This window comes from Deinococcus piscis (genome assembly GCF_014653275.1).
GTDB lineage: Bacteria > Deinococcota > Deinococci > Deinococcales > Deinococcaceae > Deinococcus > Deinococcus piscis.
Map to the genome: position 1 here is coordinate 43,569 of NZ_BNAL01000015.1, position 18,045 is coordinate 61,613.

General features: G+C 66.7%; 19 protein-coding genes and 1 riboswitch. Of the genes, 13 read left to right on the forward strand and 6 right to left on the reverse strand.

The features are described 5' to 3' along the window. Positions 1 to 23: 23 nt before the first annotated feature. From IE158_RS07140 to IE158_RS07165, 6 genes are read right to left on the reverse strand one after another with little or no spacing between them, the layout of a single operon-like run. Positions 24 to 695 carry an ATP-binding cassette domain-containing protein gene (locus tag IE158_RS07140; RefSeq protein ID WP_189642970.1) on the reverse strand — a complete coding sequence of 224 codons (672 nt, stop codon included), beginning with the start codon at positions 693 to 695 and terminating at the stop codon, positions 24 to 26. After that, a complete protein-coding gene (modB, locus tag IE158_RS07145; RefSeq protein ID WP_189642971.1) occupies positions 692 to 1,375 on the reverse strand; it encodes a molybdate ABC transporter permease subunit in 684 nt (227 codons plus the stop codon). The genes IE158_RS07140 and modB overlap by 4 nt, the downstream gene beginning before the upstream one ends. A 31-nt stretch (positions 1,376 to 1,406) precedes the next feature. Then, the gene (gene modA / locus IE158_RS07150; protein ID WP_229838974.1) at positions 1,407 to 2,252 is read right to left on the reverse strand and encodes a molybdate ABC transporter substrate-binding protein; all 846 of its coding nucleotides are present in this window, start codon (positions 2,250 to 2,252) and stop codon (positions 1,407 to 1,409) included. Continuing rightward, positions 2,249 to 3,502 (reverse strand): alpha/beta fold hydrolase, encoded by a 1,254-nt coding sequence (locus IE158_RS07155; protein ID WP_189642972.1) that lies wholly within the window; start codon positions 3,500 to 3,502, stop codon positions 2,249 to 2,251. The genes modA and IE158_RS07155 overlap by 4 nt, the downstream gene beginning before the upstream one ends. 9 nt (positions 3,503 to 3,511) lie before the next feature. Then, positions 3,512 to 4,738, reverse strand: coding sequence for an alanine--tRNA ligase-related protein (locus tag IE158_RS07160; RefSeq protein ID WP_189642973.1), 1,227 nt, complete (start codon positions 4,736 to 4,738; stop codon positions 3,512 to 3,514). Positions 4,739 to 4,778: 40 nt separating this feature from the next. Next, a complete protein-coding gene (locus IE158_RS07165) occupies positions 4,779 to 5,771 on the reverse strand; it encodes a hypothetical protein (protein WP_189642974.1) in 993 nt (330 codons plus the stop codon). A gap of 101 nt (positions 5,772 to 5,872) precedes the next feature. After that, a riboswitch (cobalamin riboswitch) is annotated at positions 5,873 to 5,943 on the forward strand. 157 nt (positions 5,944 to 6,100) lie between these two features. Here IE158_RS07165 and IE158_RS07170 point away from each other — a divergent pair. From IE158_RS07170 to IE158_RS13760, 13 genes are all read left to right on the forward strand, one after another. After that, the gene (locus tag IE158_RS07170) at positions 6,101 to 6,976 is read left to right on the forward strand and encodes an ABC transporter substrate-binding protein (RefSeq protein ID WP_189642975.1); all 876 of its coding nucleotides are present in this window, start codon (positions 6,101 to 6,103) and stop codon (positions 6,974 to 6,976) included. 10 nt (positions 6,977 to 6,986) lie between these two features. Beyond that, positions 6,987 to 7,601: a cob(I)yrinic acid a,c-diamide adenosyltransferase gene (cobO, locus tag IE158_RS07175; protein ID WP_189642976.1), complete on the forward strand. Its 615-nt coding sequence runs from the start codon at positions 6,987 to 6,989 to the stop codon at positions 7,599 to 7,601. Beyond that, a complete protein-coding gene (locus IE158_RS07180; protein WP_229838975.1) occupies positions 7,598 to 8,938 on the forward strand; it encodes a cobyrinic acid a,c-diamide synthase CobB in 1,341 nt (446 codons plus the stop codon). Before cobO ends, IE158_RS07180 begins: the two co-directional genes overlap by 4 nt. Positions 8,939 to 8,949: 11 nt before the next feature. Next, positions 8,950 to 9,543: an HAD family hydrolase gene (locus IE158_RS07185; protein ID WP_189642977.1), complete on the forward strand. Its 594-nt coding sequence runs from the start codon at positions 8,950 to 8,952 to the stop codon at positions 9,541 to 9,543. Continuing rightward, positions 9,530 to 10,411 carry an adenosylcobinamide-phosphate synthase CbiB gene (cbiB, locus tag IE158_RS07190; RefSeq protein ID WP_189642978.1) on the forward strand — a complete coding sequence of 294 codons (882 nt, stop codon included), beginning with the start codon at positions 9,530 to 9,532 and terminating at the stop codon, positions 10,409 to 10,411. The genes IE158_RS07185 and cbiB overlap by 14 nt, the downstream gene beginning before the upstream one ends. Continuing rightward, positions 10,404 to 11,408: an aminotransferase class I/II-fold pyridoxal phosphate-dependent enzyme gene (locus IE158_RS07195; protein ID WP_189642979.1), complete on the forward strand. Its 1,005-nt coding sequence runs from the start codon at positions 10,404 to 10,406 to the stop codon at positions 11,406 to 11,408. The genes cbiB and IE158_RS07195 overlap by 8 nt, the downstream gene beginning before the upstream one ends. After that, on the forward strand, positions 11,401 to 12,828 hold the full coding sequence (locus IE158_RS07200; RefSeq protein ID WP_229838976.1) for a cobyric acid synthase: 1,428 nt from the start codon (positions 11,401 to 11,403) through the stop codon (positions 12,826 to 12,828). The genes IE158_RS07195 and IE158_RS07200 overlap by 8 nt, the downstream gene beginning before the upstream one ends. Further along, positions 12,819 to 13,382 (forward strand): bifunctional adenosylcobinamide kinase/adenosylcobinamide-phosphate guanylyltransferase, encoded by a 564-nt coding sequence (gene cobU / locus IE158_RS07205; protein ID WP_189642980.1) that lies wholly within the window; start codon positions 12,819 to 12,821, stop codon positions 13,380 to 13,382. The genes IE158_RS07200 and cobU overlap by 10 nt, the downstream gene beginning before the upstream one ends. Further along, the gene (gene cobT / locus IE158_RS07210) at positions 13,382 to 14,443 is read left to right on the forward strand and encodes a nicotinate-nucleotide--dimethylbenzimidazole phosphoribosyltransferase (protein WP_189642981.1); all 1,062 of its coding nucleotides are present in this window, start codon (positions 13,382 to 13,384) and stop codon (positions 14,441 to 14,443) included. Before cobU ends, cobT begins: the two co-directional genes overlap by 1 nt. 65 nt (positions 14,444 to 14,508) lie before the next feature. Then, positions 14,509 to 15,204 carry an adenosylcobinamide-GDP ribazoletransferase gene (locus IE158_RS07215; protein WP_189642993.1) on the forward strand — a complete coding sequence of 232 codons (696 nt, stop codon included), beginning with the start codon at positions 14,509 to 14,511 and terminating at the stop codon, positions 15,202 to 15,204. A gap of 131 nt (positions 15,205 to 15,335) precedes the next feature. Continuing rightward, on the forward strand, positions 15,336 to 16,334 hold the full coding sequence (gene moaA / locus IE158_RS07220; protein WP_229838978.1) for a GTP 3',8-cyclase MoaA: 999 nt from the start codon (positions 15,336 to 15,338) through the stop codon (positions 16,332 to 16,334). Between the two features lie 98 nt (positions 16,335 to 16,432). Further along, entirely contained in the window at positions 16,433 to 17,167 is a 735-nt protein-coding gene (locus tag IE158_RS07225) for a DUF421 domain-containing protein (protein ID WP_189642983.1), read from the forward strand. A 597-nt stretch (positions 17,168 to 17,764) separates the two neighbouring features. Next, positions 17,765 to 18,045, forward strand: a 281-nt coding sequence (locus IE158_RS13760) for an IS630 transposase-related protein (RefSeq protein ID WP_189642984.1), incomplete at its 3' end; no start/stop codon positions are given.

The window sequence follows — 18,045 nt, forward strand, 5'->3', positions numbered from 1 at the left end:
GAGGGGCCTCCAACCTGCCCGTCCTACAGCGTCACCACCTCGTCCATCAGCCGCTCGGCTTCGGCGTGGTCGTGGGTGACCAGAATCACCGGCAGGTCCAGGCTGTCCAGCAGGGCGAGCAGTTCGCTGCCCAGCTCGCGGCGCAGGGCCGGGTCCAGCGCGGAAAAGGGTTCGTCCAGCAGCAGCGCCCGTGGCCGGGCCAGCAGGGTGCGTCCCAGGGCGGTGCGCTGCGCCTGCCCGCCCGAAATCTGGTGCGGATACAGCCCGGCGGTGTCCCGCAGTCCCAGCCGGTCCAGCCAGGCCTCTACCTCTGGGTCGTGCCTGCGCCGGGGCGGATTGAGCCAGCCGCGCCGCCGTCCTGCCGCGAGATTCTGCGCCACAGTGAGGTGCGGAAAGAGAGCGTAATCCTGAAACATATACCCCAGCCCGCGCTGCTGCGGCGGCACCCACAGGCCCCGCGCCGTGTCCTGCAAGGGTTCTGCGCCGAACATCACCCGGCCCCGCTCGGCCCGCACCAGCCCGGCCAGGGTTTGCAGGAACAGGCTTTTGCCGCTGCCCGACGGCCCCACCAGTGCTGTACGCCGTGAGCTGAGCTGGCGGTTCACATGCAGCTCAAATCGCCCTGGCCCCCGGCCCAGCGCCGCTGTGAAGTCCAGCTGCCAGACCGGCGGTGTGGCTGGGCTGTGCCCGCTCATCCTGCACGTCCAGTGGGCCGGGGCGGGGAAAGCCAGTGCGCCAGCAGCAGCGTGCCCACGCACACCAGCGACGTGACCGCCACCAGCTGCCCGGCGGCGGCGTCCTGCCCGGCCTGCACCGCTTCATAGATGCCGATAGACAGGGTTTGTGTCTCGCCGGGAATGCTCCCCGCAATCATCAAGGTGGCCCCGAATTCGCCCAGTGAGCGGGCAAAAGCCAGCAGCAGCCCCGACAGAATGGCCCGCCATGCCAGCGGCAGCGTCACCCGGAAGAAGGTTGCCGCCCGGCCCAGCCCCAGCACCCAGGCGGCCCCTTCCAGTTGCCGGTCTACCCCTTCAAAGGCCGTGCGGGCCGGGCGGAACACCAGCGGAAATGACACCACTGTGGCCGCCAGCACTGCGCCCCAGAGGGTGAATACCAGCTGCACCCCCAGCCCGTCCAGCAGGGGCCCCAGCACGCCGCGCTGCCCCACCAGCACCAGCAGGTAGTACCCCAGCACGGTGGGCGGCAGGACCATTGGCAGGGTCAGCAGCGAGTCAAGCAGGTTGCGCCCCGGCCAGCGGCTGCGGGCCAGCCACCAGCCTGCCGCCGTACCCAGCACCAGGTTGAGGGCAGTGGCCCAGCCCGCCACCTGCAAGGACAGCAGCAGCGGGGTCCAGGGAGCAGCGGGGTCAGGCATGCGGCCCCAGCTTACGGCATCTGGGCCTGCGCTACCGGGCCGGCTCGGTCAGGAATCCAGCTTTTCGGAAGATGCTCTGCGCCGCCGGGCTGCCCAGGTAGTCCAGCAGCGCAGCGGCGGCCTGCGGCTGGGGGGCGGCCCTGAGCTGCGCCGCCTGATACTCGATGGGCGTCCCAAGTGGCAACTCGGCCACCACCTGCACCCGCTCTGGCATCAGCGCGGCGTCGGTGGCATAGACCAAGCCTGCTTGCGCCTCGCCGCGTGCCACCCAGTCCAGCACTTGCCGCACGCTCTGGCCGTAGACCAAGCGGGGCTGGAGCGCGTCCCAGACGTTCAGGCCCTCCAGGGCTTCCTGCGCGTAGCGTCCGGCAGGCACGCTGCTCGGCTGGCCGGTGGCAATCCGCGCCCCGGCGCTGGCCTGCGCGCTTAGCCACGCGGCAGCCTGTTCCGGGCGGGTGGGTAGGGGAGAGGGCAAGTTTCCGCTCAAGGTGCCAGTGTCCTGCGGGGCAATCAGCACCAGGCGGTTGTAGACCAGTGGGCGGGGCTCACCGGCCAGCAGTCCGGCGGCCTGCGCCCTGTGCATGGTGGCGCTGTCGGCGGATAGAAACAGGTCGGCGGGTGCGCCCGCTTGCAGTTGGCTCAGCAGCGCTCCCGACCCTGCAGCGGTGATGCGCACTTCCTGCCCCGGATGCTCCGCACTGTATTGCCCGGCCACTTCAGTCACGACCTCGCGCAAGCTGGCGGCCACCGCCAGGGTCAGCACCGTCGGCTTGCCGTCCGCTTCCTGCTGGCCCGCCTGGGGTGCCGTGCAGCCTGCTAGGAGAGTGCCGCCCGCCAGCAGGGCAGCCAGCAGGCCGCCGCCCCCGGTGTGTCTCACAGCTGTCCCTGCGCCAGCCCCAGCAGGCGGTCCACCACCCGCTCTCCGCTGGAGCGAATGCCGCCGTGCTCGTATTCGTCGGTGATATAGGTGCTCAGGCCCGGCAGCAGTGCGGCAGTCTCCCGCGAGAACTCGAACGGCACAAAGGCGTCGTCCACATAGATGGCCGCTGCCGCTGGCACATCCAGCTGCCGCAGGCGCTCCCGGTCATACAGCGGCCCCCAGGACCGGGCGGCCAGCAGCTCGGCAGCCTCGGCATACGGGTGCAGCTGGGGGTCGTGCCGCAGAAAATCGCGGTGGACATGCTCGCCCGCCAGCAGGGTGGGGTCGGCAGCAAAGTCGGCGGGCATGGTGCGCTCTGCCGACCAGCCGGTGACCTGCGCGTCGGCCCAGCAGGCTTCGTGCAGCAGAAGGTAGATGGGCCGACTGGCATGAAACGGCAACATGCCCCGGAGTTCAGCGCGGAAGACCGGCGAATCCGGGCTGTGCTCCAGAAAGAAGTGCAGCCGCTCGGCCCCGCCGTCTGACCCCAGATGCATGCCCAAGCGGCGCAGCATTTCGGGCGTGACCTCTTCACCATGTTCGGTGTGCAGCTCGCCGGCTCCGGCCCGCTCCATCAGTGCAGCAATGCGGGCGCGGTCCTGCGGGAAGTGGCGGTAGTATCGCTCCGACTTAGCCCGCAGGGTGGCCCAGGTGAGCGCGTATACCTCGTCAATGTGGTGTCCCGGTGCGGGCAGGCCGCCCGTGAACAGCGCCATTTCTACCGCTTCTGGGAACAGCGACAGGTAGCTCAGCGTGCAGAAGCCACCGAACGACTGTCCCAGCACGCTCCAGCGCTCCACACCCAGCGCCCGGCGCACCGCTTCGGCGTCGTGGACGATGGCATCTGCCCGGAAGTGGCTGAGGTATTCGGCCTGTTCCTGCGGCGTGCCGCTCAGCTGGCCCACGGGCGTGGACAGCCCCGTGCCGCGTCCATCCAGCAGCACCAGCTGATAGTCCTCCAGCAGCCGCCGCTGCCAGCCCGGCAGGTCGGACAGCGCCGCCGGGCGCGGGCCTTCTGCGCCGGGGCCACCTTGCAAAAACAGCAGGTAGGGCTTGGCCGCACCGCCCTTTGCGGTCACGATGCGGGCATAAATCTCCAGCTCTGGGCCGGTAGGGGCCGCGTGGTTCAGCGGCACGCTGAGGCGCAGGTCCTGTAGGTGCAGGCCAGGCAGATGCAGGCTGGGCAGGTGCAGTGTAGCGAGGGACATGGCCCTAGCCTACCCTTCCAGTGCCTGTACCACGGCCCGGCGCACTGCGGCCAGAACTTCCTGCGGCTGCTCGGCCTGACCCTGTGCCAGCTCGGGGCGGCCTCCGCCTCGCCCGCCGGTCGCGGCCAGGGCAGAGCGCAGCACAGCGCTGGCATCCACCTCAGCCACACCGCTGCCTACGCCGCAGCGGGTGCCCGCCACAGCGGCCCGCACTTCGCCGGCGGGGGTCGCGCCCAGCACGGGAGTCAGCAGTTCTCCTTGCGGCAGGGTCAGCAGCCGCAGGGACACACCTCCGGCCACCTCCTCGGGGGGGACAGCGGCCACCAGCGCCTCTGCCAGGGCTGAGCGCAGCTGCTCCGCTTCGGCGGCCAGGGCACCTCGCTCGCGGCGCAGGGCGTCTATCCGCTCGGCCAGTCCCGCCGGGCTGGTGCTGAAGCTCTGGGCCAGGGCGCGGGTGTCCCGGTACACCCCGGCCAGATACTCCGCTGCTTCCGGCCCAGCGCGGAAAGTCACGCGGGTCAGCCCGGCCTTGACCCGCTCCAAACCCAGCACCGTGACCGGCGCAGCCAAGTTGCCCAGCGGCAGGTGGGTGCCCGCGCAGGCGCTGACATCGAACAGTTCTCCCGCCCGGTCCCGGAACATCACCAGGCGCACGTCCCCGGTGAGCGACGTGGCGCGGCGCAGGGCATAGGCGTGCAGCTCCGTGTGTGGAACCGTCACCGTCTCCAGGTGCAGTGGCCCGGCCACCATCATTTCTCGCAGCAGCACTTCGGAGGCCTGGGCGTCGGCTTCGCTGGGGCCGCCGCCCAGGTCCAACGTGCAGTCGGGGCCGCGCATGCCCACCGCCGCCACCTCGAACGCCGGATTCACGCGGGCAAAAGCCTGTGCCAGCAGGTGCTCGCCGGTGTGGCGGGCCATCTGGCGCAGGCGGCGTGTGGCGTCCACTTCGCCGTCCAGCGGGGTGCCCACCGGCGGCGGGGGCAAATCGCCCGCCACCGCGTGCCAGACCACGCCGCTGGCTTTGTCCAGCCGGGTGTCTGTGACGGCCCAGCGCTGTTCCCCGGCCCGCAGCCAGCCCTGGTCCCCATTCTGCCCACCGCCCTGCGGGTAAAAGGCCGACGCGTCCAGGGCCAGCTCACCGTCCCCGGCAGCCACCACCTGAGCGCGGAAGTGCAGCTCTAGCGGCTCGGCATGGTCCAGGCGGCGGGTGGGGGCGGGCAGGGCACTTGAGGTCATGCCCTGCACTGTAAAGGACCTTGGACGAAGAAGGGTCGGCCTATTTGCCCAGAGTCACGAAGCCATAAATCCACTGCGCGGTGCCGTCCGGGGCCACGCGGTACTCGGCGCGGGGGCCAACCATGACCGGCAGCAGGTTCGAGCGCAGAAACAGGTCACCCCGGTAGTAGTTCCAGTCGTTTTGCCAGTTGTGGGTGTAGCTGCCGCGCACGGCCCCCACGCCAAACGCCGGGTCGCCCGCGTAGGGCAGGCGGTAGGTGGCGTACAGGCTGGTTTCCTGCGCCCGGCCCAGGCCGTATTCGGAAATCACCGAGTCGCCAGCAGCGAAGCGCTCCAGGTGGGTGGCTTCCAGCAGCAGCTGCGGCGTGGGGGCGGTGGTCGCTGTGACCGTGAGCTCAGCGTTGGAATGGACCTTGCCGGCGAACGGATAGGTGTATAGCCGGGCCAGCGGGGCCACCCGGAAGTCAATGTTGCCCACCTTTTCCGTGTAGGCCGTGCCCACCTGCGAGTAGGTGAACGGCTCGCGCTTCTCACCCGAAGCGGCCACCCCCGCTTTGTTGTAGACATAGGCCTGGCCTTCCAGCGCCGTAAACGCGTAGCCCGCCGACAGTTCGGAAAGGCCCTTTTCCCGCAGCACGCCGGTGAACTGCGGGCCGGTGTAGGGATTGTGGGTCACTTCGGCGCGGCGCACGTCGTTCTCGATGCCGATCAGATAGGTGGTGTTGTTCATGCGGGTCGAGATCGAGTAGTCCCACACGTCCTTGTCAGGCCGGTTGGCCACCGTGAAGCGCAGGTCATGCTCGGTGGGCAGCGGCAGCCCCCCCAAGCCGATGCGCGACACGTCGTTCTTGTCATTCAGCTCCAAGATGGGCGACACTCCCCCAAAGCGGCCAAAGTAGTTGGTGGGAACGCCGAAGCGCAGGCCCGCTGGGGGAGCCGTTTCGGCGGGGGGAGGTGCCGCAGTGCTCTGGGCAGCGGCAGCAGGCGCCAGGGCCAGCAAAAGCAGCAGGGCAGCGGAGTGCAGGCGGATCATACCTGCCACTATGCCCTATTGGCCTGCCAAAAGCCTGACTTTTCGGTCAGATAAGGCCCGGCCGCGCCCCTTCTGCTACGCTGAATGTCACTCAGACCGAGGGGAAGTCCGGTGAGATTCCGGCGCTGTCGCGCAGCGGTGTGTGGGCCCTGAGCCCGCGAGCCCGAATGCCTCCTGAGCTGGGCCTGCCCTGTCTGTGGCAGGTTCACCCTTCGCCGTCAAAGGGCCACCAGCCGCCGTTCCTCCGCCGCGCTGCAGCCTTTGCTGGGGCCGGTTTTTCCGTGTGCGCCTGCCTCAGCTGCAAGTCCAGCACCGAAGAGGACCCCTCCATGACCCACAAGACCCTGGCCGCTGCCGCGCTGCTGACCCTGCTGGGCACCGCGCATGCCACTTCCTATCCGCTGACCGTGACCGACGACCTGGGCCGCCGGGTGGTGCTGAACAAAGAACCCATGCGCATCGTGGCGATGCTGCCTTCACACACCGAGACCCTGGTCGCCATCGGGGCGGGCGGCAAGCTGGTCGGCATTGACGAATATTCCAACTACCCCAAGAACGTCACCGACAAGATCACCAAAGTGGGCAGCGGGTATCAGCCGAACATCGAGAAAATCGTGGCGCTGAAACCCGACCTGGTGCTGGCCGACGAGTCAAGCTCCTCGCGGCTGACTGCCCGGCTGGAAGCGGCGGGCCTGACCGTGTATGGCGGCACCGCCCAGACCTACAACGAGGTGTTTCAGAAGATCGTGGTGCTGGGCAAGCTGTCCAACCACGAAAGCGGAGCCACCCGTTTGGTCAGCTCCATGCGCCGCGACCTGAGTGCCTTGGAGCGCACTGTGGTGAACCGGCCCAAGGTGAGCACCTACTACGAAGTGGACCCTGCGCCCTACTCGGTGGGGCCGAACTCGTTTATCGGCACGCTGATCAGCCGCGCCGGCGGGAAAACCATCGTGCCGGCCAGCTTGGGCGACTTTCCCAAGATTGACCCGGAACTGATCGTGAAAAGCAACCCGCAGGTGATGATCGGCCTGAGCGCCGAAGAGGCCCGCCGCCGGCCCGGTTGGCAGAACCTTCAGGCGGTGCGCGGCGGGCGCGTGTACAAGCCCACCGCCGAGGAGCGCGACGCCCTGTCCCGCCCCGGCCCCCGGCTGCCGCAGGCCATGCGCGCCCTGATCCGCATGATTCACCCCGAAGCGGCGAAGTGAGCGGCGGCGAATGACGGACGAAGCAACCCGTCAGCGCCGCGAAACCGCCATGCGCGAATTGACCGAGGCCCGCGAAAGCTACCGCAAGCGGGAAGACATCTCCAAGGGGCGGCGCGGCCTCCTCATCGTGAACACCGGCAACGGCAAAGGCAAAAGCACCGCCGCGCTGGGCCTGATGATGCGGGCGCATGGGCGGGGCTTACGCGTCAAGATGTTTCAGTTTCTCAAGCATGAGGGAGCCAGCTTCGGAGAGCACCGCACCCTGGACGCCCTGGAACTGCCGTATCAGGGCCTGGGCGACGGCTTTACCTGGCGCAGCCGTGACCTGGAGAACTCGGCCGAGCTGGCCGCGCACGGCTGGGCGCTGGCCCGCGCCACGATTGAGGGCGGCGAATACGACCTGATCGTGCTCGACGAATTCACCTATCCGCTGAGCTACGGCTGGGTGCCCTGGCCCGAGGTGGAAGCGGTGCTGCGCGCCCGTGACCCGGACCTGCATGTGGTGATTACAGGGCGCAGTGCCCTGCCGGAACTGGTCGCTCTGGCCGACACCGTGACCGAAATGAACCCGGTCAAGCACGCCTACGAAGCCGGTATCGGCGGGCAAAAGGGGATTGAATATTGACCCGCGCGGCCCGCAGTGCTTTCGTGCTGGCGGCCCCCTCATCGGGCAGCGGCAAGACCACAGCGGCGGCGCTGCTGTGCCTGGCGCTGAGGGCACGCGGGCTGAGCGTGCAGCCGTTCAAGCTGGGGCCGGACTACCTTGACCCCACCCACCTGAGCCGGGCGGCGGGGCGGCCCACGCGCAACATCGATTCCTTCCTGCTTCCGCCGGAGCGCGTGAGCACGCTGTTCGCCCGTGCGGCGAGCACGGCGGACGTGAGCGTGGTGGAGGGGGTGATGGGCCTGTACGATGGCCGCAGCCCCACGTCCGACGAGCATTCCAGCGCTGATCTGGCCCGGCAGCTGGGTCTAAAGGTTGTCCTGCTGATAGACGCGGGCGGCATGGCCCGCACCGCAGCGGCGCTGGCAGCGGGTCTGCGCGACTTTGGGAAGGGGGTAGATGTGGCCGGCGTGATTCTCAACCGGGTCGGCAGTGAGGGCCACGCCCGGCTGTGCGAAGCGGCGCTGGCCGAGGTGGGCCTGCCGCTGCTGGGCTTTGTGCTGTCCGACCCGGCGCTGCACCTGCCGGAGCGGCATTTGGGCCTGCACGCCGCCGAAGAAGCGGTGTGGGACGAAGCCGCCGCGCTGCATGCCGCCCGTTTCCTGCGGCTGGACGCTCTGCGGGCGGCCACCCGCTTGCCCGCCCTGGACGCCGCGCCACCCCTGCACTTTCCCGGCCCCCGCGCCCGCATCGCCTACGCCTGGGATGAGGCTTTTTCCTTCTACTATCCCGACGCCCTGGACGAGCTACGTCTGGCGGGGGCCGAGCTGGTGCCGTTCAGTCCGCTGCGGGACGCAGCCTTGCCCGCCGGAGTGGGTGGCCTGTTGCTGGGCGGCGGCTATCCGGAGCTGTACGCCGCGCCGCTGAGCGCCAACGCTTCCATGCGCCGGGCCATCCGTGACTTTGCCGCGTCGGGCCGCCCGGTGGTGGGCGAGTGCGGCGGCCTGATGTACCTGGGCCAGAGCCTGCTGGACCTGGAGGGCGTAGGGCACGCGATGTGTGGCGTGATTCCCGCCCGCACCCGGATGCAGCCGCGCCTGAGCCTGGGCTACCGTGAGGCCGAGGCCCTGGCTGCTTCGCCGCTGGCCCCGGTGGGTGCGGCGCTGCGCGGCCACGAGTTCCACTATTCCGAGCGGCTGGACCCGCCGACCGATCCGGCCTACCGCTGGACCGGGCACGCGGGCGTGGCCGTAGAAGAAGGCCACGCCCAGGGCAACGTGCTGGCCAGCTACCTGCACCTGCACTACGGCGGCTCTCCGGAGATGGCGAAAAGGTTGGTGGCCGCGTGCCAACGGTGAAAAAATTCCTTATGAACCCAGCAACCCACTTCCTACTGCTTGATATAGACGGCGTGCTGATTCAGCCGGACGACTTTTATGGTGCCAAGCTGAGCCGTGAATATCCTGCCGCCTTTGGGGAATGGATGCGAACCGCGTTCATTGCGGCTTCTACAGGGAAAAGTGACCTCCTTGATGACCTCCCCGCACTGATGGTGCAAATAGGCCGCCGTGGTGACGCGGAGGCGTTCTACCGCGAGTGGCTGGACTACGAAAATGTGGTTCACCCGCCGACGCTGGAGGCAGTCAAGCAACTGCGTCTGCGCGGCTGGCGCACATACCTGGCGACCAACCAGGAGCGGCACCGCACACAGCATCTGCTGGAAGTGGTGGGCCTGGGCGCTGTGACGGATGGGCATTTTGCCAGCTATGCGGTAGGGCACCGTAAGCCAAGCGCCGAGTATTACGCCCTGGTCACTCAGCAGCTGAACTGCCAGCCAGAGCAGATTATCTTCTGGGACGACAGCGCCGAAAATGTAGCGGCAGCGCGGGCAGCGGGTTGGACCGCTTACCTCTTTACCGATGTGTCCCATTTTCGGCGGGTGATGGGACTTGACCCCGAATAACTCCCGCCGCCGCGCCCTTCTCCTTGCCCTCGCCTTGGACGCGCTGGGCGAGCCGCCCGCCCGCCTTCATCCCGTGATTTACATGGGAAATTATCTCAAGTGGGCGCGGAAAAACTGGCAAGGTCTGACGCCCGGGCAACAGCTTGCCGAGGGCGCGGTGGGCTGGGCTTTGGGCGCTGGGCTGGCGGCGGGCGCGGGTTTCATGGCCTCGCGCTTGCCCTGGTACACGCAGGGCGCACTGCTCAAGCCTCTGCTGGCGCGAAAAGCCTTGTTCGGTGCAGTGGCCGAAGTATGCGCGGCCCTGGAACGCGGCGACCTGCCCGAAGCGCGGCGTTTGCTGGCGTGGCATCTGGTCAGCCGCGATACGTCGGGTCTGAGCGCAGCAGAAGTGGCGGGCGCGGCGATTGAAAGCCTCGCGGAAAACCTCTCGGACAGCGTGGTGGCCCCGCTGCTGGCCTACCGCGTGGGGGGCTTGCCGCTGGCCGCTGCCTACCGCCTGACCAACACCGCCGACGCCCTGTGGGGGTACAGAACGCCTGAACTGGAATGGGCAGGCAAAGCGGCGGCGCGGGCCGACGACCTGCTGAACCTCGCTCCAGCGCGGCTCACCGCTCTGTGTGCGGTGACAGCAAGTGGCGGCCACGCCTGGCGTGTGTGGGCGCGGGACCGGCGAAGCACAGCCAGCCCGAATGCTGGACACCCCATGAGTGCTTTTGCGGGTGCTTTAGGCGTGCGGCTGGATAAGCGCAGCGTATACGTCCTGAACGCGGGCGGGCGCGAACCGGATGCGGCAGACGTGCGGCGGGCGCTCCGGTTGGCGCAGCGCACTTTTGTTCTGGCGACCCTGGCGGTGATGCTGGATGTCTGACCTACTGCCGCCCCTGCTGCCCCGCTCGCCCCACGGTGGCCCGTCCAGCACGGCCTTTTCGGGCCTTGATTTTAGCGTGAACAGCAACCCCTACGGCCCCAACCCAGTCCTCCTGGAGGCGGTCAGGAATGCCGACCACGCCCATTACCCCGACCCGGCCTATCTGGACGTGCGGCAGGCGTTGGCCGACTGGCACGGCGTTTCGCCCGACATGGTGGCCCTGTCGGTGGGCGCATCCGACCTGCTGCACCGCCTGGCACGCGCCTTCCTGCCTGCTGGCAGCAAACTGCTGAGCCTGCACGCTCCCTTCGGCGAACTGGAACGCGCCGCTCGCCTGCAACGCGCCGAAGTCGTGGTGGTGGGTGAACTCCCCGCTGCGCTGCTCACCCAGACCCGGCTGGTCTACGTCGGGCAACCGCACAACCCCACGGGCCGCTGCCTGAGCGAAGGCGAACGACAAACAGTTGCGGACGCCTGCGCCGCTGCGGGTGCCCTGCTGGTTCTGGATCTGGCCTACGCACCATTTACAGAAGTTTCCATCAACTATCAACCATCAACCATCGCCCTCCATTCCCCCGGCAAAGCCCACGGCCTCGTCGGAGCGCGGCCCGCCTACGCCATTGCCGCGCCAGAGGTGGTGGCCCGGCTGGAGAATCTGGCCCCCGCGTGGCACCTCCCCGCCGGAACTGCCGCGCTGCTGCAAAAGCTGCCTCACGCGCAGGAATTTCTGGCGCACACTTTGCCGCAGGTCAGGCGGGACGCGCTGGCGCTGGCGGCGGCTTTGGCGCGGTTCGGCGCAGTAGAGCATCACGGCACGCCGTACATGACGCTGGAGGTCGGGGACGGGGCGCGGGTGCCGCGGGAGTTGCTGGCGCTGGGCATAAAGGTGCGCGACTGCACCAGTTACAGCCTGCCGGGGCATATTCGGGTGAGTACGCAAGGTGGCACGAGAGATGCTCGGCTGATTGCTGCACTTCAGGAGGTGAGGGATGGGTAGAGCCATCATGATTCAGGGCTGCACCAGCAACGCGGGCAAGTCCTACCTGTGCGCCGCGCTGTGCCGGATTCTGAGCGATGAGGGGCTGCGCGTCGCCCCTTTCAAAGCCCAGAACATGAGCAACAATGCAGGGGTCACGCCCCCAGAAAGCCGGACACCGGGCCTGGAAATGGGCCGCGCCCAGCTGGTGCAGGCCCGCGCTGCCAGGGTCACGCCCGACGTGCGCATGAACCCCGTGCTGCTCAAGCCCGAGGCTGACACCCGCTCGCAAGTGGTGCTGCTGGGCCGCGCTGATCCCGAAATCACCGCCCTGCCCTGGCGCGAGCGTAAGCCCCGCCTCTGGCCCCATGTGCAGGGGGCACTGCACAGCCTGATGGCCGAATTTGACGTGGTGGTGATAGAAGGTGCGGGCAGCCCCGCCGAGGTGAACCTGCGCGAATCCGACATCGTGAATATGCGGGTGGCGCGGGAAGTGCAGGCCAGCGTGCTGCTGGCCGCCGACATTGACCGGGGCGGCGCATTTGCCCACCTGCTGGGCACCTGGCACTGCCTGAACGCCGAGGAACGCGCCCTGTTGCGTGGTTTCATCCTCAACCGTTTTCGGGGAGATGCCCGCCTGCTGGCCCCCGCGCCCCAGTGGCTGGAGGAACAGACGGGCGTGCCGACGGTGGGCGTGGTGCCCTGGCTGAATGTGCCCCTGCCGGAAGAAGATGGTGTAGCGGTGGAACAGGCAGAAGGCAGAAGGCCGATGGCTGATGGCTTTGTGGCAATTGCGCGGCTGCCCCGCGTGTCCAACCTGGACGAATTTGCGTCGCTGGGCGATCTGGCCCGCTGGGTTTCCTCGCCTGCCGAATTGCAGGGGGCACGGGCGGTCATTCTGCCGGGGAGCAAAAGCACCGCGTCTGACCTGGCATGGCTGCGCTCAAGCGGGCTGGCCGCCGAAGTTTCGCGGCTGGCGCAGGCGGGCGTGCCGGTGCTGGGCGTGTGTGGTGGGCTGCAAATGCTGGGGCAGCGCATCACCGACCCGCATGGGGTAGAGGGCGGGCAGGACGTGCCGGGTCTGGGTATCCTTGACCTATACACCGAATTTGCCCCCGAAAAAACCACGCTTCAGACGACCTTCACCGACCCTGAAACGGGCTACCGCCTGGAAGGGTACGAGATTCACCACGGGCGGACGGCGGCAGGCGCAGGCGCAGGCGTGCAGGAGCTTGCGCCGGGGCTGCTGTGGCGGCAGGGCAACGTGCGCGGTACTTACCTGCACGGGCTGCTGGAAAACCCAGCGTATCTGGAAAAATTCCTGGGCTGGGCGGGCCTGCCTGTGCCTACGGGCCTGGACAGCCTGGATGCCCGTCTGGACGCCATTGCGGCGCAAGTTGGGGCCAGCTTGGACTGGGAGCAGGTGCGCTCGTGGCTCTGATTTTCGTGACCGGGGGCGCACGCAGCGGCAAAAGCCGCTATGCCGAGAAGCTGGCGGCAGAGACGGGGCAGGCCGTGACCTACCTCGCCACCGCCCAGGCTTTTGACGACGAGATGCGCGGGCGAATCAGTCGGCACCGCGCAGACCGCCCTGCCGACTGGCACACACTGGAAGAACCGCTAAACGTGGTTCAGGCCGTGCAGGACGCCCAGACGCCCACGCTGCTGCTGGACTGCCTGAGCGTGTGGGTGGGCAACCTGATGCACTTCGAGTATGCGGACGACCAGATTCTGGCCCAGGCCGATGCGCTGGCCCAGGCCGCTCAGAGTCGCCCCGGCACGATCATTTTCGTGACCAATGAAGTCGGCTTCGGCATCGTGCCCGACAATGCCCTGGCCCGCCGTTACCGCGACGTGCTGGGCTGGGTGAACCAGCGTGCGGCGGCGGCCAGTGACGAGGCGTATCTGGTGGCAAGCGGGCTGCCGCTGACGCTCAAAGGTCCGGGTTCCACCCCAACCCAACAGGGAAAACCAGTATGGAAAGAGGAATCATAATGCATGAATTACAAAACCTCATCAAGCGTATCCATCCCGCCGACTCCGCCGCCATACAGCGGGCCACTTTGCGTCAGGCCCAGCTCACCAAGCCTGCGGGCGCACTGGGCGACCTTGAAGCCCTTTCCGTGCGGCTGGCTGGCGTGTTTGGGACAGAGTTTCCTGCGCCGCAGGGGGGAGCGGTTCTGGTCGCGGCGGGGGACCACGGCGTCGCCCAGGAGGGAGTGAGCGCCTATCCGCCGGAAGTGACCCCGGCGATGGTTATGAATTTCCTGGCCGACACGCCTGCTGGTCCTGGTGGCGCGGCGGTCAATGCTCTCGCCCGCACGGTAGGCGCACGTGTGTATGTGATGGACGCCGGCGTGAATGCGGCCCTGCCCGACCATCCGCGCCTGCACCAGTGCGCCGTGCGGCGCGGTACCCGCAACCTGCGCGTGGAAGCGGCCATGACACCGGACGAAGCCCAGGCGCTGATTCTGGCCGGTGCTGCGCTGGCCCGCCAGGCGATCGAAGACGGCGCTGACCTGATTGTGCCGGGCGAAATGGGCATAGGCAACACCACCCCGGCGGCGGTGGTCACGGCCCGCTTGCTGGGGCTGGATCCTGCTGAGGTTACGGGGCGCGGCACGGGCGTGGATGATGCACGCCTGGCCCACAAGGTCGCGGTGGTGCGTGAAGCCCTGCACCGTAGCCCAGCCACTGGCCCACTCCAGGTACTGGCCGAGTTCGGTGGGTACGAGATTGCGGCCATGCTGGGCATGATGCTCGAGACTGCCGCCCAGCGCCGCGTGATCGTGTTGGACGGCTTCGTGGAAGGAAGTGCTGCCCTGCTGGGTGTGACCCTGGCTCCGGCCCTGCGCGAGTTTTTGTTCCCAGCCGGTCACTGCGCTGAGCGCGGGCACGCGGCGCAGCTGGCCCATCTGGGCCTGAAGCCTATGTTCGACCTGGGCCTGCGCCTGGGCGAAGGCAGTGGCGGGGTGCTGGCATTGCCACTGCTCCGGGCCGCTGCGGCGACCTTGCGTGAAATGCGCACCTTTGAGGAAGCCGGGGTGCCGGTCTGATTCCCTCTTCACCGGGCGGCCTGCGCGGCTGGCTGGCTGGGCAGGTCCGTGCCGCTCACTTGGCCCTGACCTTCCTGACAGCGGTGCCACTGCCTGTAGCCGAGGTGCGCCCTGGCGACTTTGCCCGTGCCAGTGCCTACTATCCGCTGGCGGGGTATCTGGTCGGTGGACTGGCGGCGCTCACGCTCTGGCTGACTGGACCGCTGCCGGACGGGGTTGGGGCCGCCCTGACGCTGGGGGTGTGGCTGGGCCTGACCGGCTGGCTGCATTTTGACGGATTGGTCGACAGTGCCGACGCCCTGCTGGTGATGAAATCCCCTGCCCAGCGCCTGGAGATTCTTGGGGACGTGCATGTGGGTGCTTTCGGTCTGGGCAGCGGCGTGCTGTACCTCCTGACCTTTTGGAGCCTGCTGTCGGCAGGGTTGCCACTATACGCACCACTGGCGGCGGCGGTCACCGCGCGGGCGCTGGTGCTGCTGCCCATGAACCTGTATCCAGCGGCACGCAGCGAATCCCTGGGGGCACGCTCGCGTGAGGGCCGCGCCTTGCCCGCCCTGTTGCTGGCGGCTCCGCTGCTGACGCTGGGCGGGGTCTGGGCTGGCGCTCTGCTGGCGCTGGTGCTGACGCTGCTCACCGCTCGCTGGGCGGCCCACCGCCTCGGCGGCGGTCTGAGCGGCGATATTTACGGCTTGCTGATCAGTGTGGGCGAACTGGGCGTGCTGCTGGGGATACTGTCGGCCCTGACCTGGGTTCCGGGCTGAGCCCAGCAGCCCCCGGTCTGCCAGAGGTCACGGTGACGCCCTTCCTCCGCTTGCTAGAGTGGGGCGCACGGCGGCACAAGCGCCCCGCAATTCAAGCGTCCTGCAGCAGCGTGGGCCAGAAAGGACCGTTCTTGATCACTGACCAGTTTGGCCGTCCCCTGCGTGACCTGCGGATTTCGGTGACGGACCGCTGCAACCTGCGCTGCACCTATTGCATGCCTGCCGAGGTGTTTGGGCCGGACTATGCCTTTTTGCCCCAGAGTGAACTGCTGTCCTTTGAGGAAACCGAGCGGGTCAGCCGCGTCATGGTGGACTTGGGCGTCCAAAAACTGCGGCTGACCGGCGGTGAGCCGCTCCTGCGCCGCGATTTGCCTGCACTGGTGGAGCGCTTGGCCCGGATTGAAGGCGTGCAGGACATTGCCATGACCACCAACGGCTTGCTGCTTCCCCGCTTTGCTGCCGAGCTGAAAGCGGCGGGCTTGCAGCGGGTCACGGTGAGCCTGGACGCCCTGGACGCCGAGACGTTTGGGCAAATGAATGGTCTGGGTGTCTCACCTGAGCGGGTGCTGGCGGGCATAGATGCGGCCCTGAGCGCTGGCCTGGGTGTCAAGCTGAACACCGTGGTCAAGCGCGGTGCCAACGATGCTGGCCTGGCCGAATTCTGGCGCGAGCTGCGCGGCAAAGCCCTGGTCCGCTTTATTGAGTTTATGGATGTAGGCAATCACAATGGCTGGAATCTGGACAGTGTGGTGCCCTCGGCAGAGGTGCTGGACCGCCTGGCAGGGGAGGACCTGACCTTTACCCCGCTGCCGCCGCGCCACCCTGGCGAAGTGGCCACCCGCTTCATTTCGAATGACGGCCATGAAGTCGGCCTGATTTCCAGCGTGACTGCGCCATTTTGCGGCGACTGTTCGCGGCTGCGGCTCTCGGCGACAGGGCAACTTTATACCTGTTTGTTTGCCGCGCAGGGCTATGACCTCAAGACCCCGCTGCGTGCGGGTGAAACCGGGGTGCAGCTGCGTGAGCGCATCGCTGGTTTGTGGCAGGCGCGGCGTGACCGCTACTCAGAGGAGCGCGGCGAGCAGACTGCCGGGCGGCCCCGCATCGAAATGAGCTTTATCGGTGGTTGATTCGGGCTGGGGCGTGGCTTGCGTGGGTCTGGTGGTCTAAATTGTAGACTGCTCTGTGTGAAAGAGCGCCGACTTTGCTTCTGCTTGGGGGCTGCCGCTTGAGCGCCGACGTTCAGCCGTTTGACTGGCACCGTATGTTTGTCGGGGACCTGACCCCGCTGTTCATGCTGGAAATCGTGTTCCGCACGGTGGTCATTTTTGCCTGGCTGCTGCTGTTGCTGCGGCTGTCAGGGCAGCGGAGCCTCACGCAGTTGGGGCCGCTGGAACTGGCGATTGTGATTGCACTGGGATCGGCTGCGGGCGACCCGATGTTCTACGCCGACGTTCCTTTGCTGCATGGCATGCTCTCTCTGGCCCTGGTGGTGGGCATGCAGCATGTCATCTCGCGCCTGATTGTCCGCAGTGAGACAGTAGAAACCCTGTTGCAAGGTGTCCCGCTGGAAATGGTCCGTGACGGGGTGCTGGACCGTGAGAATATGAGCCGCGCCAATCTGAGTCAGGAAGATGTCTTTGAGTACTTGCGCCGTGACGGGGTGCGCCAGTTGGGCGAGGTGCAGCGGGCCTATCTGGAGCAAAACGGCACTTTCAGTGTCTTCAAATATCCGCATGGGCAAGTGCTGCCAGGTTTGCAGGTCACTCCCCCCTGGGATCTGGAGCCGCCGCAGTCAATTCCACCCGCTGCAGTGCCCTCAGGACCTCAGGCCTGTCGGTGCTGTGGGCGTTTGCTGGTTCCTGAGAGTCCTGAGGTCTGCCCGTGTGGTGAGCGGGAGCGTGTGCCTGCCGTGAAGGACCCATTGGATGACCAAATAGCAGTTTCGGTAGTGTTGACTTAAAGTGCTCATATAACAATAAAAAGTAATCCACGAATTACAAATACATCTCTTTGCCTCTCTAACCTGCTCCGTACCTTTGCTTCACTGCGATGCATTGGCTGATGCTTTGGCTTTTTTCGGGTTTCTGCTTTGTTTTAGAAGGGGATGGTAGGGCGATGCCTTTTGCTTTGGCAGTGGCTGAGGCTTTTTGAGGGGAGGAGGGGTCTGGACGTTGTGGAAAGGTAATGTGATATATTTGTAATCCGCTAATTAATCAATGCCCTCACAGAATGGACGAGAAGGGGCCTGCGCGGGGCGCTGAGGGGTACAGGTAGGGTAGAAATGACAGAAGGAATCTATCGTCTCTACCCTAAGGGATTTTAGGATAGAGATAATATCTCGTACCTCTCGCCACCTAATTTATCGCCACACTTTTTCAGTCCTCCCAACTGAAAAGGCAACTGCGCCATAGTCGTAGCAGCACTCACGGCCAGCAGGAACAGCAACACCAGCGACGGCCTATCAATCTCAAACTTTGTAAAGAGCCAGCCCCAAACTGTACGGCCAGCCACGGTTGCCCGTAGTACAGCGTTCTAGAGCATTTGACATAATAAGAGAATGAAACGTGTTGGGGCGGCTGGGTATGGGAATGACTTGCGGGAACGAATCGTTGCTGCTGTACAGCGAGGGGACACCATCACCGCGGTGGCTCGCCAGTATGAGGTCACTCATCGCACGGTGGTGACGTACCTCAAGAAAGTGGAAGAGGGAACCTTAGAACAGCGACTGACTCCTTCTGGCCGACCTCGTACAGTTCAGGCAGAGCACGAGCTGGGCCTACCTCGATTCTGCATACCTGAAGAAACGCCACAATCCAAGCGAGGTGGCAGATGGGAGAG